Origin of the sequence: Streptomyces sp. HNM0574, assembly GCF_012726235.1 — a bacterium.
Lineage (GTDB): Bacteria > Actinomycetota > Actinomycetes > Streptomycetales > Streptomycetaceae > Streptomyces.
Map to the genome: position 1 here is coordinate 171,606 of NZ_JAASAH010000007.1, position 15,340 is coordinate 186,945.

Below are 15,340 nucleotides of genomic sequence, written 5' to 3' on the forward strand. Positions count from 1 at the left end.
TACGGGGGACGCGGCCGGCCCCGCTTCCGGCGCCCCGACGGGGGCGGGGCGCCGGGGTCTCGGGCCCGGTTCAGCCGCCGAGCAGCGTGCCGCCGCTGGCGTCGAGGTACGAGCCGGTGACCCAGCGGGAGTCGTCGCCCGCGAGGAAGCCGACGACGTCGGCGACGTCCTCGGCCGCACCGACCCGGTTGAACGCGGAGAGCGCGGCCATCTGCTCGACGGCCTCGGGGATGTCGAAGACGGGGCCGCCGTTGTCGGTGATGCCGGGGCCGACGCTGTTGACGGTGATGTTCCGCGCGGCCAGGTGCTTGGCGTAGTGCAGCGTGAGCTGGTCGACGGCGCCCTTGGTCATCGCGTACGCCACCTCCTGCGGGTTGGCGAAGCGGGTCAGCCCGGAGGAGATGTTCACGATGCGGCCGCCGTCGGGGATGTTGTCCACGGCGCGCTGGACGAGGAAGAACGGGGCCCGCGCGTTGACGGCGAAGAGCCGGTCGAACTGCTCGGTGGTGACCTCCTCCGGCGCCACGCCGCCCATCACACCCGCGTTGTTGACCAGGATGTGCAGGTCCGTGCTGCCGGTGCGCTCCTTCAGGGCACGCTCCAGCTGGACGAACAGCTCGTGCACGGCGGCGGTTTCGGCCAGGTCGGCCTGGACGGCGAAGGCGCGTCCGCCGTCCTTCTCGATGGCGGCGACGGTCTCGTCGGCCGCCTCCCGGTTGCCCGCGCAGTGCACGGCGACGAGCGCCCCGTCGCGGGCCAGCCGCTGCGCGACGGCCCGGCCGATGCCCCGGCTGGAGCCGGTCACCAGCGCGGTCTTGCCGGTGAGTGTGCCCATGGTGGTCCTCCTGTGGCTGGTGTTTCGCGTGGTGGGCCGGTGCGGCGCCGCGGCGGGCGGCCCGGTGCGGGCGGCGCCGTCCGGCGGCCCGGGGTACGGCGCGTCCAGGCCGCTGATCATGCGGGCGAGGTGGCGGCGTACCGGGGCGCGGTCGAGCAGCTCGCCGACGACGGTGCGCAGCGCTTCCACCTCGGGCCCGCCGAGCAGCAGTTGGGCCTGGGCCTCGATGTTGGCGAGGGTGCGGGCGCCGACCGGGTGGCGGACCTCGTGGTACGAGTCGAGGAGTTCCTCGTCGGGCGTCCCGCCGCACTGCGCGGCGAGCTTCCAGCCGAGGTCGGCCGCGTCCTGGAGGCCCAGGTTGAGGGCCTGGCCGCCGACGGGCAGCTGCACGTGTGCCGCGTCCCCGGCGAGCAGCACCCGGCCCTGGCGGTAGTGCGTGGCCTGGCGCAGGGCGTTGCCGAAGGCGTTCACCCACAGCGGGGTGCCGTGCCCGATGTCCTCGCCGGTGATCCGCCGCCAGGCGGCGGCGACCTCGGCGAACTCCGGTGGCCCGGTGCGCCGTTCGGGCTCGCGCCCGTACTCGTGCAGCATGACGCGGGTGCTGCCGTCCGGCCAGCGGGAGGCGATGGCCAGGCCCGCGGGGAAGCGCTCGAAGCGGCGGCCCGGGATGTCGATCCCGGAGACGTCGGCGCGGAGCAGCTCCTTGGTGGCGTCCCGGCCGGGGAAGTCGAAGCCGGCGAGCCGCCGCACGGTGCTCGCCTCCCCGTCGCAGCCGACGAGGTACCCGGCGGTGCCGGTGTACGCCGTGCCGCCGGGGCCCGTGGCCTCGACGGTGACGGAGTGCTCGCCGGTACGGAGCCCGGTGACCCGGTGCCCGCGCCGGATCTCCGCGCCCCAGGAGCGGGCCCGCTCCTGGAGCACCGCCTCGATCCGGGTCTGCGGGGCCTTCCACTGGCCGGCGAAGCGGTGTTCCGGCTCGGCCGCGGTCAGGTCCAGCGGGATGCCGCCGAAGTGTCCGGCGCCGCCCGCCGGGGGCGGGCCGAGCGGCTCCAGCAGGCCGCGTTCCTCGAAGAGTTCCATGGTCCTGGCGTGCAGGGTGGAGGCCCGGGACTCGGTGGTCGGTTCCGGCAGCTGCTCCAGCACGGTCACCCGTGCCCCGCCGGCCCGCAGCTCGCACGCGAGCAGCAGGCCGACGGGTCCGGCACCGACCACGAGAACGTCGGTGTCCCAAGCGGTCATCGGGTCAACTCCGCGCTTCCGCGTACTCCTTGGCGTGCCCGAGGGTGGCCCGGCTGTTGCCGCCCAGCGCGTTCCGCAGGAACTCGCGGGCCTCGGGCACCCCGGCGTCCTCGCCCAGCACGGCGGCGATGTTCGCCGTGTTGACCACGACGGTGTGCTGGGACGTGGCGGTGGTGACGCCGCGCGCGTCCTCCTGAAGCGTCCAGCGCCCGGTGTGCAGAGTCATCAGCGCGGGCAGCGTGGTCTGCTTGTAGAGGATGCGGTGGTGCGGGAAGCAGACCCGGACGGACTCGGTGGTGTGCGAGGAGCCGTCCTTGGTGAGCGTGTCCATCCGCAGGATCTGGAGTCCCGGGGTGTCCTCGCGCAGGTCGACCTGGGCGACGTGCGGCAGCCGCTCCTTCCAGCGGTCCGCCTCGTTCAGGAAGTCGTAGACGTCCTTGGCGGAGCCGTCGATCTCCACCGAGTCCTCGAAGGACAGCGTCAACTCGGCCCGGTTGGTGGCCAGTTCGACGTTCTCCTTCAGAGAGGCCAGCTCGGAGCGGCTGTTGCGGTCGACGGCCTGGTCGATCCACGCGAGCTTCTCCGCGTCGTCGTCGACCGCGCGGTAGTCGTGCAGCAGCCGCACCCGGGAGAGGTTCTCCCCGGCGGACTCCACGATCCAGGTGCCGCCCATCGCGGCGACCGGGTGCGCGGGCACCTCCTGGCGGAAGGTGATGCGCAGCCCGTCCGGGTCCAGCGTGCGGCGGGACGTCCAGTTCTTCGCCTCGCCGTTGGCGGTGGCCCAGATCCGGATGCGCTCCTCGCGCTCGCCGCGCTCCACGTGGTCGACGAACACGGACGGCGGGAAGATCCGCGGCCAGTTCTCGACCTCCGCCAGCAGCCGGTACACCTCCGCGGCGGGCGCCTCCACGGTGATCTCGTGCTCCACCTCGCGCACCGTCATCTCCACTCTCCTTTCGGGCCGTTGGGGGGGTGTGCGCCGCGGTCAGAAGTTGCCCAGGCCGCCGCAGACGTTGAGGGCCTGCGCGGTGATGGAGGCGGCGGTGTCGGTGACGAGGTAGCCGACGAGCCCCGCGACCTCCTCGGGCGTGGAGTACCGGCCGAGCGGGATCTTCGCCTGGAACTTGGTGAGGATCTGCTCCTCGGTGGCGTCGTAGGCCGCCGCGTAGCCCTGCCGTACGCGCTGCGCCATCGGCGTCTCGACGTAGCCGGGGCAGACCGCGTTGACGGTGATGCCGGTCGGGGCCAGCTCGTTGCCGAGCGCCTTGGTGAAGCCGACGACGCCGTGCTTGGACGCCGAGTACGGGGCGCCGAGCACGACGCCCTGCTTCCCGGCCGTGGAGGCGATGTTGACGATCCGCCCGCGCTGCTTGTGCCGCATGCCACCGGTGTTGAGCGCCTCGCGCGTCATCCGGAAGACGCTGTTGAGGTTGGTGTCGATGACGTCGTCCCACAGCTCGTCGCCGATGTCGGCGGTGGGGCCGCCGCCGGAGCGTCCCGCGTTGTTCACCAGCACGTCGACGGTGCCGTAACGCTGGACGGCGGCCCGCACGAAGCGGTGCACGTCCTCGGCGGAGCGGACGTCGCAGGCGGCGCCGTCCACCTCCAGGCCCTCGGAGCGCAGTTCCTTCACGGTGGAGGCCACGTCCTCCTCGGTGCGGGCACAGACGAAGACGCGGTGCCCCTGCCCGGCCAGCAGCCGGGTCACGGCGAGCCCGATGCCGCTGGTCGCTCCGGTGACGACTGCCACGGGCCGGTCCTGCTCGGTCATGTCACTCTCCTGTACGGGGTTCGGTGCGGGACGTGCGGTGCTCACGCGGCGTCGGCGGTCACGAGGGAGCCGTTGACCAGGGCGATCAGCTGACGCGGCGTGCGGGCCTCGCTCAGCTCGGTCTCGTCGAGGGAGATGCCCAGCTCGCGCTCGATGCGGCTGCCGGTCTCCAGCAGCGCCAGCGACTCGTAGCCCAGGTCCTCGAAGTCGGTGTCGAGGATGTCGCCGTCCAGGTCGACGCCCTCGGCGGCGCCGGCGCCCTGGAGCAGGATGCGCTTGAGGTCCTCGACGGTGAACTCGGTGGTGGCCATGACGGTCCTTTCGGTGTGGGCGGTGGGAGGAATTCGGGAGGGGCGGCGGGAAGAAAGGTGCGACGGGTCAGGCGGCGTCGGCCGCGCGGGCGACCAGCGCCGAGTTGAAGCCGTCCTGGCCCCGGGCGAGGACGAGCGCGGTCCGCAGCCGCGCCCGGCGCGGCTCGGCCCCGACGAGGTCGATCTCGTGGTCCTCGGCGGGCGTGACGAACGGGGTCGGCGGGATGACGCCGTCCCGCATGGCGAGCAGTGCGGTGGCCAGATCCAGCGAGCCCGCACCGGAGTTGAGGCGTCCGGTGAGCACCTTCGGCGCCGTCACCGGCACCCCGCGCGGGCCGAAGACCTTCGTCACGGCCTCGGACTCGATCCGGTCCGGCTCGGGCAGCCCCGCCGCGTCGGCGAAGACCACGTCGACCTCGCCGGGCTCCGTCCCCGCGTCCTCCAGGGCCAGTTCGACGGCCCGCTGGAGGCCGGGGGCGCGGCCCGAGCCGGGGCGCGGGTCGAAGGTCGCCGCGTAGCCGGCGATCTCGCCGTAGATCCGGGGCGCCCGGCGCTCGCGGGCGCTCTCCAGGCTCTCCATGACCAGCAGCGCGCCGCCCTCGCCGGGTACGTGGCCCGCCGCGTCGGCGTCGAAGGGCAGGTAGGCCCGCTCCGGGTCCTCGGCGGTGCTCAGCCGCCCGCCGGCCAGCTGCGCGACCCAGCCCCAGGGGCACAGCGAGGCGTCGATGCCGCCGGTCACCATCAGCCGGGTGCCCTTGCGGACCTGGCGACGGGCCTGCGCGACGGCGTCCAGCCCGCCCGCCTGGTCGCTGACGAGGACGCCGCTGGGCCCGCGCATGCCGTTGCGGATGGAGATCTGACCGCTGTTGACGGCGTAGAACCAGGCGAACGACTGGTAGGCGCTGACGTATTCGCTGCCCTGGCTCCACAGCGCCTGCAACTCCCGCTGGCCGAACTCGAAGCCGCCGGAGGAGCTGGCCGTGACCACGCCCATGTCGAACTCCGGCAGCTCGCCCGGCTGCACGCCCGCGTCGGCGAACGCGCAGTCGGCGCCGACCAGCGCGATCCGCGTCATCCGGTCCGTCTGCGGCAGCAGCCGGCCCGGCAGGTGCTCCTTCGCGTCGAAGCCGTCGATCTCGCCGGCCAGCGTGGCCGGGTAGCCGGACGGGTCGAAGCGGGCGATGCGGGCGATGCCCGAGGCGCCGTTCCGGGTCGCGCTCCAGTAGTTCTCCACGCCCAGGCCGTTCGGCGCCGCGATGCCCAGGCCGGTGACGACCACCTTCTCCCGGCCGCCTGCGCGCGCGGGGACACTCATGCCTGGCTCCTCTCGGGACGCGCCAGGACCATGGCGCTCTGGAAGCCGCCGAAGCCGCTGCCGACGGACAGCACGGTGTCCGTCCGCTGCTCGCGGGCGGTGAGCGGCACGTAGTCGAGGTCGCACTCGGGGTCGGGGGTGTGCAGGTTGGCCGTCGGCGGGATCACGCCGTGCTCCATCGCCAGCGCGGAGGCCGCGATCTCGATGGACCCGATGGCGCCCAGCGAGTGGCCCACCATGGACTTGATGGACGAGACCGGCGTCCGGTACGCGTGGTCGCCGAGGCTGCGCTTGAAGGCCGCCGTCTCGTGCCGGTCGTTCTGCTTGGTGCCGGAGCCGTGCGCGTTGATGTAGTCCACGGCCTCGGGCGCGATCCGCGCCTCGTCCATGGCGACCCGGATGGCCTCGGCCATCTCCCGCCCGTCCGGCCGCAGTCCGGTCATGTGGTACGCGTTGCAGCGCGAGGCGAAGCCAGCGATCTCCGCGTAGATGTGGGCCCCGCGGCGGCGCGCGCTCTCCAGCTCCTCCAGCACGAAGACGGCCGAACCCTCGCCGAGGACGAAGCCGTTGCGCGTCCCGTCGAAGGGGCGGGAGGCGTGCTCGGGGTCGTCGTTGCGGGGCGTGGTCGCCTTGATCGCGTCGAAGCAGGCCATGGTGATCGGCGAGATCGGCGCGTCGGAGGCGCCCGCGACCATCACGTCGACGGCGCCCTCGCGCACCAGCTCGACGCCGTGCCCGACGGCGTCGAGGCCCGAGGTGCAGCCGGTCGAGACGACGGTGGCCGGGCCCTCGGCGCCGACCGCCCACGCGGTCTCCGCGGCGAACGAGCTGGGCACGAAGTAGTTGTAGAGGTGCGGCACGGCGTACTCGTGATCGACCAGTTCCAGCCGTCCGCCGTCACTGACCGTCCGGTACTCCCAGTCGAGCCCCGTCGTCGCGCCGACCGCGCTGCCGACGGTCACACCGACCCGGTGCGGGTCCGTACGGGAGAACTCCAGGCCGCTGTCGGCCACCGCCTCCCTGGCCGTGACCACGGCGAACTGCGCGGCGCGGTCCATGCGCCGCACCTCCTGCGGCGTGAGCCCGTGCAGGTCGGGGTCGAAGTCGGCCTCCGCCGCCACCCGGGAGCGGAACGGGGAGGGGTCGAAGAAGCTGATCCCGCGGGTGGCGGTGCGCCCGTCGGTCAGCAGCTTCCAGAAGTTCTTGGTGCCGATGCCGCCGGGAGCGGTCACCCCGATTCCGGTGATGACGACCCTGCGGGCGCTCACCGGGCGCTCCACTCGTAGAACCGCTTGGCCATCGCGTCGGCGGGCGAGCGCCAGGTGGCCGGGTCGTACGCCTCGATGTACGGCTTGAGGTCCTCGCTGATGCGGACGAAGCGGGGGTCGCTCTTGGCGCCCTCGATCCGTTCGCCGCCGTCCTCCGCGTCGAAGTCCTGGAGGTGGAAGTACAGCCCCCGGTACGAGAACAGCTGGCGCCGGCGGGTTCCCATCCGGTGCGGCATCTCCGTCTCGTCGAAGGCGGTGAAGAGTTCGGCCACGTCGTCGGCGGAGTGTGCCGACATCCGGGCCACGATCAGCGTGCTGTGCATCCGGGAATCTCCTTTTCGGGAGCGGGTGGGCCCGTTGGGGCCCGGGTCAGGCCCGGCCGGGGCCGAACCAGCGCTCCAGGGCCATGGGCAGGTCGCCGTGAGCGCCGGGGGCGGCCCAGGCGATGTAGCCGTCGGGGCGGACCAACAACGCGGCGGTGCCGTCGAGTTCGGACGGCAGCGGGCCGTCGGGCGCGGCGGTCAGCACGTCGATCCGGTCCGTCCACGGCGCCGCCCGGGAGCGGAGCCGCGGGTTGTCCGCGAGGTCGAAGAGCACGCCGCGGCCGCGGTGCAGTGCCTCGCTGCTGCGGACGGCCTTGCCGTCCGGGGTGCGCAGCGGCAGACCCGGCAGGCGCTTGCCGAGCAGCGGGTGACTGCCGCCGCCCACCTCGTAGGTGATCTCCAGGCCGCTGACCATGGCGGCCAGATGGCGGCTGACGTCCTCGTACTGCACCAGCTCACCCAGCACGTCCCGCAGCGGCTGCACCTCGGCGCCGCTGAGGAACAGCAGCCCCTGCGCCTGGGTGTTCATCAGCAGCCGCTTGCCGACCGCGTGCCGCTCCGCGTGGTACGTGTCCAGCAGCCCCTCGGGCGCGGTGCCGGTGACGGTGGCGGCCAGCTTCCAGCCGAGGTTGACGGCGTCCTGGATGCTGGCGTTCATCCCCTGGCCGCCGGCCGGGAGATGGATGTGCGCCGAGTCGCCGGCCAGGATGACCCGGCCCCTGCGGTACTCGGTCACCTGCCGGGTGGCGTCGCCGAAGGCGCTCACCCACACCGGCTCGGCGTGCGAGATGTCCACCCCGGTCAGCCGCTTCCAGGCGTCGGCGACCTCCTGGAACGGCGGCGGCCCGGTGCGCCGTTGGGGCGGGGTGCCGCGTTCGCAGACGATGATGCGGGTCACGCCGTCGGGCAGCGGGCCGACCATCACCATGCCGCCCGGCAGGTTCTCGCCGATCATGCGGGGTTCGAGCTCGACCCCGCGCAGGTCGGCCAGGAACATCTCCATCGTGGCCGCGGTGCCGGGGAAGTCGAACCCGGCGGCCTTCCGAACCGCGCTGCGGCCGCCGTCGCAGCCGACCAGCCACTCGGCCCGCAGCCGCTCCTCGCCCTCCGGGCCGCGCACGGTCACCGTCACGCCGTCGCCGTCGTCGTCCACGGCCAGCAGCTCGTGGCCCCTGCGGATGTCGGCGCCCAGCTCGCGGGCCCAGCCCTCCAGGATCGCCTCGGTCGTGGACTGGGGGACGGTCTTCGCCGCCTGGAGCGCGCCCTCGAGCACCCCGAAGTTCACCGGAATTCCACCGAAGTGGCCCTGGTCACTGGTCTCGATATCGCCGAACCTCGGCAGAATTCCGCGCTGGTCGAAAACCTCCATCGTGCGCGAGGTGAAGCCCAGTCCACGGGATTCCCCGGTGCGCTCGGGAAGCTTCTCCAGAACGGTTACGGGAACTCCCGCGATCCTGAGTTCCGCGGCGATCATGAGGCCGGCAGGTCCAGCACCTGCCACGATTACTGGAGCATTCATGTACCTCTCCTCCAAGGAGCGGGAAACGAGCCGGCTCGCGGCAGCGGCGCGCGGCACGGTGGCCTGCCTCGCCCGGCGACGGCACCCCGCACCACTCCCCTGAGCTGCGTGAACAGCAGGCGGGAGCAGTCGAGTTCGGGCCGTCGCGAAGATTCCCTCTGCGCGGGGTGCCGGGCCGGCGGGGGCCGGGCCGGGGGGCCGGGCCCCCTGCGGACACACTCCTGCGGAATCTACGGAACAGCTTCTTCGGCCACGGCCCGGTGCGTCAAGCTTCTTCTTTCAAGCGAATGACAAGTCCCGGTGAGCAGTCTGCAATCACCGGCCCCCGGGGAAAGAGAAGGTGAGGCCCGTCACAAGCCTGTGAAATTCACCTTGAGCGGCCGCACTCCGCCGCCCTAGTTTCCTGACCGGCACACACACGCGAGAAATCCGACGAGGGGAGTCACGGAATGGAACGGGTGGAGTTGTGCACGGGGGCAGGCTGCCGTCGCCGGGAGCGTTCCGGGCACGGCAGACGTACGGCGGCGCCGGGCGGCGCGCTGTGCCCCGTGTGCCGTCACCGGATGGCGGCCGAGATACGCGAGCTGCCCCGGCTGTACGGCGCCTGCGAACAGATCCTCGGCGGCGGCAAGGGGCACGAGGTCCCGAGCAGCACCCCCCGCGGCCCCGCCACCGGCATGCCCTTCAACAACGCGGCGAGCGAGGTGCGTTCGGCCATCCTGAGCACGCTCGGCTCCTGGTCGGCGCTGGTCGCGGAGGAGCGCCGGATGCCGCGTCCGCGCCGTACGGTCCGGGACCTGGCGGCGCATCTGGAGCGGCACCACGACTGGCTGTGCCGCCACCCCGCCGCGGGCGAGCTCAGCGAGGAGGTGTCCCGGCTGGCCCGCTGGGCGTTCCGGGTCGCCGACCCGGACCCGCAGCGCCGGATACCGGTCGGCACCTGCGTCGAGGTGGGCTGCCGCGGCGCGATGGCCGCGTTCGTCCGGCCGGACGCGCCGGGGAGCATGGCCGAGATCCGCTGCGACGCCGATCCGGACCACCGCTGGGCCGGGGACGAGTGGATGCGGCTGGGACACCGGATGCTGCACAACCGGCAGGCGCCGCCCGCCACTTCGGTCGCCGCGGCCGTGGCCGAGGTGGGCACCCGGGCCGCGGCCGGACGGGGGGAGCCCCGGGTGGCCTGGCTGAGCGCGAAGGACATCGCCCACCTGTGGCGCATCGCGCAGGGCAGCGTCTACCGCATCGCCGGGGAACACGCCTGGCGCCGCCGGAGCAGGGGAGGCCGCACGTACTACCACGGCGGTGACGTCTCCCGGAGCCTGCAGAAACGGACGCCCGACCCGGTCTAGAACGGGCCGCCGCACGCGTGCGGGAGGGCCGGCACCCCTCGGGTACCGGCCCTCCCGCCACGCTCCCGCGCCCGCCCGCTTCAGGAACTCGGCGCGGCCTGCCCGAAGGTGAAACCGACGCCGCGGACGGTGCGGATCCAGGCGCTGGAGCCGAGCTTCCGCCGCAGCGTGCTCACGTGGGTGTCGATGGTCCTGCTGATCTGCGAGCCCTCCGGGTAGTGGTGCATCGGGTCGCCCCAGATCTCCGACATCAGCCGCCTGCGCGTGATGACCAGGCCCGGGTTGCTGGCCAGGCAGTACAGGAGGTCGAACTCCTTCCGGCTGGTCTCGATCCGCCGCCCGTCCAGCCACACCTCCCGCATCGCGGTGTCTATCCGCAACGGGCCGCGCTCGACGGGCGCTTCGGTGGGCAGCCGCGTCTGCCGGGCACGGCGCATCACGGCGTCGATCCGCGCGATGAGCTCCCGGAAGCCGTACGGCTTGTCCAGGCAGTCGTCGGATCCGGCCTGGAGGCCGAGCACGCGGTCGAGTTCGGTGCCGCGGTCGGTGAACGCGATGATCGGTGTGTCACACGCTTCCCGGATGTGCCGGCACACCTCCAGGCCGTCGATGTCCGGGAGTTCGAGGTCGAGCAGGATCAGATCCGTATCGCTGTACGCTTTCAGCGCCTGAGCCCCCGTACCGGCAGCCGCGGCTTCGTACCCGTGCCGCCGCAGACCGAGGACCAGGGACTCCGCAGTATCTCTCTCGTCTTCCACTACGAGCACATGCATGCGTGCGATCCCCTGTTGTCTCCGTGCAGCCGGCCCCCGACGGGTCGGCAGCGTGTGCGTCAACGGGGCGACCACACGGACGCAGTCGACCCGAGCCGTACACCTGGACTATAACAAACCAACCGACCTGTTTCGTGGGTCTGTGTCAAACCCTGTCCAACGGACTGAGGAACAGCTACTACCCGCGGCCAACCTGGGGTAGAACCTCTAGCGGGCCTGCGAGTTCACGGACGAGCGGACCCTTCGACCGGGAAGCCCCGGGCGGACCACTGGGCAAGACCGCGCACGGGGGAACAAGAAGGAGACCGAATGGTCTTTTTCCTTGATCGTGCCCACTGGCCGTCGCCGGGCGTGAAGAACAGCGGCGCGCGTGCAGTCGACGCCCGCCAGGAGAGAACACAGGTGGCCCCGTGCAGCTACGCGCCGAGCAGACGCGCCGAACGCTCATCAACGTCGCAGCGGAGATGTTCGACGCCAGAGGGCACAGAGGCACCGGCCTGGCCGACATCAGCCGCGGCGCCGGGGTGAGCAAGGGGGCCCTGTACTTCCACTTCGACTCCAAGGAAGAGCTCACCAACACGGTGCTGACCGAGGCGCGCGAACGCGCCCTCGCCGTGCTGCGGCGCCATCTCACAGGGAGCGCTCCCGGCTTCGCCGGCCTCGCGCGCTTCACCCTCGCCTTCGCCGAGGAGCTCCGCAACGACCCCGTGCTGCGGGCCGGGCTGCGCCTCCAGGGCGAGCGCGGGGAGTCCCCGACCCTGCGGCAGGAGTGGATCGGCTACCTGCACCGGCACTTCTCCGACGGCACGGGAGGCAAGGCGATGGCCGACCTGCTGGCCGCGCTCACCGTCGGCCTGGACACCCTCGGCCGCGACGCCCACGAATGGTGGTCGGAGGAGACGGTGAGCGGCGTCCTGACCCTGCTCGGCGACCTGATCGCCCACCTCCCCGACGACCCCCCGCCCGCCTCTGCCCCCACGGCCGAAGCGCCCACGGTCTGAGCCGGACGCACCCCCGCCGTCACCGGACCCGGGGCGGCGGGGGCGGAACGGGGTGCCGCCCGGCCGTACGGCCGGGTGGTCATGGGCAGTTGGGGAAGCAACCGAGCCATTCCGGCCATCCACCTGCCGCGCGGCCCGCCGGTCCGTTCCGACCGTTCAGTCTGTTCGCCCCGTCCTCGGTTCAGACGTGCGCGGAGCGGCTCTCGACCTCGGCGGCGACCCGCGCCCCGCGGTCGGCCGTCACGTCCAGGGCGACCAGCACCGCCGGGACCGAGATCGCGGGCAGCACGTGCCGGAACAGCGTCGCGACCCGGGCCTCCATCGCCTCGTGGCCCTCGCTCACCTGCACGACGAGCTGGACGCCGATCCACGACTGGAGGGTGAACGTCGCGGTCTCCACCGGGTCGACGTGCGGCAGCAACTCGCCACGGGCACGGGCCTGTTGGAGCAGTCCCGTGGACAGTTCGATCCAGGAGTTCCACGGCCCCCGGACCATCCGCTCCCGCAGCCGCATGTCGGCGCTGAGCCGGACCCCGGCCCGCAACAGCGGGTCACGGAAGGTGCGGTGGGCGAGCAGCATGCCCAGGTCCGTCCACTCCTGGAGCTTGCTGCTCCGCTCCGGTACGGAGAAGTCCCGCACCTGCTCGTCCAGTACGGACTGGAGGAGCTCCTCCTTGGAGGCGAAGTGGAAGTACAGCGCGCCCTTGGTCACGCCCGCGCGGGAGATGATCTCGGAGATCGTGCTCGCGCCGTAGCCCCGTTCGGCGAAGACGTCGGCCGCGGCCTCCAGCACCTGGCGGCGTGTACGCACCGCGCGTTCCTGCTGTGCCATCGCGGTCTCCCCAGCTGCCCCGGAAACATCCGCCGGATCGAAACCGGCAGCACTCGTAAATCAAACCGAACGGACCGTACGTTACCTGAGTCGGCCACGGAAATCACCCGCCCGTTACCGTCCGTCCGCCCGTCCGGCCGCGCACCGCCGTGGACAGCACGGGGCAGGTGTCGGACGGCACCCCTCCGACACCTGCCCCGACCAGCGGAAACTACCCCTCCGACGGGCTCCCGAGCAGCACCGGCAGCGTGCGGTGACCGTGCGAGATGAAGGACGGCAACGGAAGGATCTCCTCCGGCTCCGCGCCCAGCCGCATCTCCGGGAAGCGCGCGAAGAGCGCCGGCAGCGCGACGGCCGCCTCCATCCGCGCCAGCGCCTGCCCGAGACAGAAGTGCACCCCGTGCCCGAAGGCCAGGTGCTCCTGCCGCGTGGCCCTGGTGACGTCGAACTCCCCGGCGTCGGGGCCGTGCACGAGCGGGTCGCGCCCGGCCGCGCCCAGCGAGACCAGGATCGGCTCCCCGCGCGCGATCACGCCGCCGGGGACGGGGATGTCCTCGACGGCGTACCGGAGCGGGATCCCGGCGACCGGGCCGTTGGAGCGCAGCGTCTCGTCGATGACGTCGTCCCAGCTCGCGGCGCCGGAGCGGACCAGTTCCAGCTGTTCGGGGTGGCGCAGCAGCGCGTAGACGGCCTGGTCGAGGAGGTTGACGGTGGTCTCGTGCCCGGCTCCGATGATCAGCAGGACGGTGTCCACCAGCTCCTGCTCGGAGAGCCGGGAGCCGTCGTCCCCGTCCCTGGCGGCGACCAGATCGCTGGTCATGTCCTGCCCGGGGTTCTCCCGCTTGGCGGCGACGAGCCCGGCCATCAGCCCGTACATCTCACGCTGGTTGGCCTGGGCCTCCTCGGCCGTCGTGGTGGTGGTGAACATGGCGTCGACGTGCCGCCGCAGCCGCGCGCGGGACTCCGTGGGCAGTCCGAGCATGTCGCAGATGACCGTGATCGGCAGCGGGTAGGCGAACTCCTGCCGCAGGTCGACGGGTCGGCCGGGGTCGTGCCCGGCCAGCGCGTCGAGCAGCTCCGCCGTGAGGGCCTCCACCCCGGGGCGCAGGGCGCTGACGCGGCGTGCGGTGAACGCCTTGGAGACCAGGCGCCGCAGCCGTACGTGGTCCTCCCCGTACGCGGTGAGCATGTTCCGCACCGAGACCCAGATGGCCATCGGCCACTCCTCGCCGACCTCGCCGCTCTGCCACGCGGGCCAGTGCCGGTAGGCGTCCTTGGAGACGCGGGGGTCGAGCATCAGCTCCTTCACCAGGTCCCTGCTGGTGACGGCCCAGGCGTGGACGCCGCCGGGGAGTTCCACCCGGGTCGCGGGGCCGCGGGCCCTCAACCGCGCCTGTTCGCCGTGCAGATCGCGTCCGGCGGGGTCGAGTCTGAGCGGGCAGGATGCGGAGTTCATGATCTTTTGTCCCCCTCGGCGTGGCATCGTCACAGGTCACGTCACGGGTGTGTGAGTGACCGGCTGTTTCCTCGCTCTCGCGGGTCTGATTTTACTTGAAAAAAACCGGGCGGTCAGTACTCTTTGACCGAGTTCCACCGCCATCCACCTCCACCCAGGGAGAGATGACCATGTCTGGAACAACCCTTTCGCAGCGCACGCCCGCACCGCGCCTCCCCGGCCAGAACTCCGGGCTCACCGCCACGGTTCCCCGCGAACTCGTGCACCGCAGCGCGGTCGCCGAAGTCCTGCTGACCGGCAGCGCCAAGCTCGACGAGGGACGCTTCGCGCTCACCGGCCAGTGGCCCCGCGCGCACGCCTTCTTCACCGAGGACAACGGCCCGCGGCACGACCCGGTGATCGCGGCCGAAACCATCCGGCAGGCCGGTCTGTATCTGGCGCACACCGAGTTCGACGTCCCCGTCGGCCACACCTTCCTGCTGCGCCGGATGGACTTCACCACCGTCGACGCGCAGCTCGCCATCGGCATCAAGCCCACCGACATCACGCTCGACGCCACCCTGGAGCGCGTCCGGAGCAGCCGTACCTCCACCGTCGTCGAGCTGCGCTTCACCATCCGCCGCGACGACCGCCTCGTCGCCACCGGGGGCGGCGAGTTCACCTGCCTCTCCCCGGCCGTCTACCGGCGCATCCGCGGCTCGTACGAGCGCGCCGACCTGCGCACCATGAGCAACCGGGACGCCCCGGCCCCCGTCCCCGCCGAACTCGTGGGCCGGCAGGCGGAGAAGGACGTGGTGCTCGCCGCCACCGACACCCCCCGCCGCTGGACGGTCAGTCCGGACTGGCGCAACGCCGTCCTCTTCGACCACGGCGGCGACCACATACCCGGCATGGTGCTGCTGGAGGCGGCGCGCCAGGCGGCGCACACCCTGATCGCCCCCGCCGGCGGTCGCCCGCTCGCCGCTTCCGTCCACTTCGAGCGGTACGCCGAACTCCACGCCCCCTGCACCGTCGAGGCCGACTGGCAGGGAGCTCCGGGCCCGCACGGGACGGTCGGGATCGTCGGGCGCCAGGCGGGGGAGACGGTGTTCACCGGCACCGTCTCGGGAGCCGGGGCGGTCGAGGGCCCCGCCGAGCCGCCCGCCGCGGGCGGGGAGGACGCGCCGCCGCAGGCGTGACGCACGTATCCGGTCCGCGGGGGTGACCGGGCACCAACGACGGCGGACGTCCGCACCCTGACGGCAACCGTGAGGGGCGCCGACGCCCACCCCCTCCTGCACCGCCCCGCGCCCTGCTGCCCCACCAGCAGGGCGCTTTCCTGTGTTCCAACTCCCCTGCGCCAGTGGCC

General features: G+C 72.5%; 14 protein-coding genes. 3 read left to right on the plus strand and 11 right to left on the minus strand.

The window, feature by feature from the left end; all coding sequences use genetic code 11:
- Positions 1–70: 70 nt before the first annotated feature.
- From HCC30_RS15035 to HCC30_RS15070, 8 genes are all read right to left on the minus strand, one after another.
- Positions 71–2,074, minus strand: coding sequence for an SDR family oxidoreductase (locus tag HCC30_RS15035; protein WP_169443018.1), 2,004 nt, complete (start codon positions 2,072–2,074; stop codon positions 71–73).
- A gap of 4 nt (positions 2,075–2,078) precedes the next feature.
- Positions 2,079–3,017, minus strand: a complete 939-nt coding sequence (locus tag HCC30_RS15040) for an aromatase/cyclase (RefSeq protein WP_169443019.1) — start codon at positions 3,015–3,017, stop codon at positions 2,079–2,081.
- Positions 3,018–3,059: 42 nt separating this feature from the next.
- Positions 3,060–3,845, minus strand: coding sequence for a 3-oxoacyl-ACP reductase FabG (fabG, locus tag HCC30_RS15045; RefSeq protein ID WP_169443020.1), 786 nt, complete (start codon positions 3,843–3,845; stop codon positions 3,060–3,062).
- Between the two features lie 41 nt (positions 3,846–3,886).
- Positions 3,887–4,156, minus strand: coding sequence for an acyl carrier protein (locus HCC30_RS15050; RefSeq protein ID WP_169443021.1), 270 nt, complete (start codon positions 4,154–4,156; stop codon positions 3,887–3,889).
- Positions 4,157–4,223: 67 nt separating this feature from the next.
- The gene (locus HCC30_RS15055) at positions 4,224–5,471 is read right to left on the minus strand and encodes a ketosynthase chain-length factor (protein ID WP_169443022.1); all 1,248 of its coding nucleotides are present in this window, start codon (positions 5,469–5,471) and stop codon (positions 4,224–4,226) included.
- Positions 5,468–6,739, minus strand: coding sequence for a beta-ketoacyl-[acyl-carrier-protein] synthase family protein (locus HCC30_RS15060; RefSeq protein WP_169443023.1), 1,272 nt, complete (start codon positions 6,737–6,739; stop codon positions 5,468–5,470). The genes HCC30_RS15055 and HCC30_RS15060 overlap by 4 nt, the downstream gene beginning before the upstream one ends.
- Positions 6,736–7,062, minus strand: coding sequence for a TcmI family type II polyketide cyclase (locus HCC30_RS15065; RefSeq protein WP_169443024.1), 327 nt, complete (start codon positions 7,060–7,062; stop codon positions 6,736–6,738). The genes HCC30_RS15060 and HCC30_RS15065 overlap by 4 nt, the downstream gene beginning before the upstream one ends.
- Before the next feature lie 46 nt (positions 7,063–7,108).
- Positions 7,109–8,581: an FAD-dependent monooxygenase gene (locus HCC30_RS15070; protein WP_169443025.1), complete on the minus strand. Its 1,473-nt coding sequence runs from the start codon at positions 8,579–8,581 to the stop codon at positions 7,109–7,111.
- A gap of 563 nt (positions 8,582–9,144) precedes the next feature.
- Here HCC30_RS15070 and HCC30_RS15075 point away from each other — a divergent pair.
- The gene (locus tag HCC30_RS15075; RefSeq protein WP_169442892.1) at positions 9,145–9,930 is read left to right on the plus strand and encodes a hypothetical protein; all 786 of its coding nucleotides are present in this window, start codon (positions 9,145–9,147) and stop codon (positions 9,928–9,930) included.
- A gap of 80 nt (positions 9,931–10,010) precedes the next feature.
- On the opposite strand, the gene HCC30_RS15080 is transcribed toward HCC30_RS15075, so the two are convergent.
- Complete coding sequence (locus HCC30_RS15080; RefSeq protein ID WP_169443026.1) at positions 10,011–10,703, minus strand: response regulator transcription factor; 693 nt, start codon at positions 10,701–10,703, stop codon at positions 10,011–10,013.
- A gap of 410 nt (positions 10,704–11,113) precedes the next feature.
- Between HCC30_RS15080 and HCC30_RS15085 the strand changes: the two genes are divergently transcribed.
- On the plus strand, positions 11,114–11,704 hold the full coding sequence (locus HCC30_RS15085) for a TetR/AcrR family transcriptional regulator (RefSeq protein ID WP_169443027.1): 591 nt from the start codon (positions 11,114–11,116) through the stop codon (positions 11,702–11,704).
- Positions 11,705–11,885: 181 nt separating this feature from the next.
- Here HCC30_RS15085 and HCC30_RS15090 read toward each other — a convergent pair whose 3' ends face one another.
- Positions 11,886–12,536: a ScbR family autoregulator-binding transcription factor gene (locus HCC30_RS15090; protein WP_169443028.1), complete on the minus strand. Its 651-nt coding sequence runs from the start codon at positions 12,534–12,536 to the stop codon at positions 11,886–11,888.
- Positions 12,537–12,747: 211 nt separating this feature from the next.
- Positions 12,748–13,992 carry a cytochrome P450 gene (locus HCC30_RS15095; RefSeq protein WP_169443029.1) on the minus strand — a complete coding sequence of 415 codons (1,245 nt, stop codon included), beginning with the start codon at positions 13,990–13,992 and terminating at the stop codon, positions 12,748–12,750.
- A 170-nt stretch (positions 13,993–14,162) separates the two neighbouring features.
- Between HCC30_RS15095 and HCC30_RS15100 the strand changes: the two genes are divergently transcribed.
- Positions 14,163–15,170: a ScbA/BarX family gamma-butyrolactone biosynthesis protein gene (locus HCC30_RS15100; RefSeq protein ID WP_169443030.1), complete on the plus strand. Its 1,008-nt coding sequence runs from the start codon at positions 14,163–14,165 to the stop codon at positions 15,168–15,170.
- The last annotated feature ends 170 nt before the right edge of the window (positions 15,171–15,340 follow it).

Coding starts and splice junctions, on each gene's coding strand:
- HCC30_RS15035 (WP_169443018.1), bottom strand. CDS start 2,074: ATGACCGCTTGGGACACCGACGTTCTCGTGGTCGGTGCCGGACCCGTC.
- HCC30_RS15040 (WP_169443019.1), bottom strand. CDS start 3,017: ATGACGGTGCGCGAGGTGGAGCACGAGATCACCGTGGAGGCGCCCGCC.
- fabG (WP_169443020.1), bottom strand. CDS start 3,845: ATGACCGAGCAGGACCGGCCCGTGGCAGTCGTCACCGGAGCGACCAGC.
- HCC30_RS15050 (WP_169443021.1), bottom strand. CDS start 4,156: ATGGCCACCACCGAGTTCACCGTCGAGGACCTCAAGCGCATCCTGCTC.
- HCC30_RS15055 (WP_169443022.1), bottom strand. CDS start 5,471: ATGAGTGTCCCCGCGCGCGCAGGCGGCCGGGAGAAGGTGGTCGTCACC.
- HCC30_RS15065 (WP_169443024.1), bottom strand. CDS start 7,062: ATGCACAGCACGCTGATCGTGGCCCGGATGTCGGCACACTCCGCCGAC.
- HCC30_RS15070 (WP_169443025.1), bottom strand. CDS start 8,581: ATGAATGCTCCAGTAATCGTGGCAGGTGCTGGACCTGCCGGCCTCATG.
- HCC30_RS15075 (WP_169442892.1), top strand. CDS start 9,145: ATGGCGGCCGAGATACGCGAGCTGCCCCGGCTGTACGGCGCCTGCGAA.
- HCC30_RS15080 (WP_169443026.1), bottom strand. CDS start 10,703: ATGCATGTGCTCGTAGTGGAAGACGAGAGAGATACTGCGGAGTCCCTG.
- HCC30_RS15090 (WP_169443028.1), bottom strand. CDS start 12,536: ATGGCACAGCAGGAACGCGCGGTGCGTACACGCCGCCAGGTGCTGGAG.
- HCC30_RS15095 (WP_169443029.1), bottom strand. CDS start 13,992: ATGAACTCCGCATCCTGCCCGCTCAGACTCGACCCCGCCGGACGCGAT.
- HCC30_RS15100 (WP_169443030.1), top strand. CDS start 14,163: ATGTCTGGAACAACCCTTTCGCAGCGCACGCCCGCACCGCGCCTCCCC.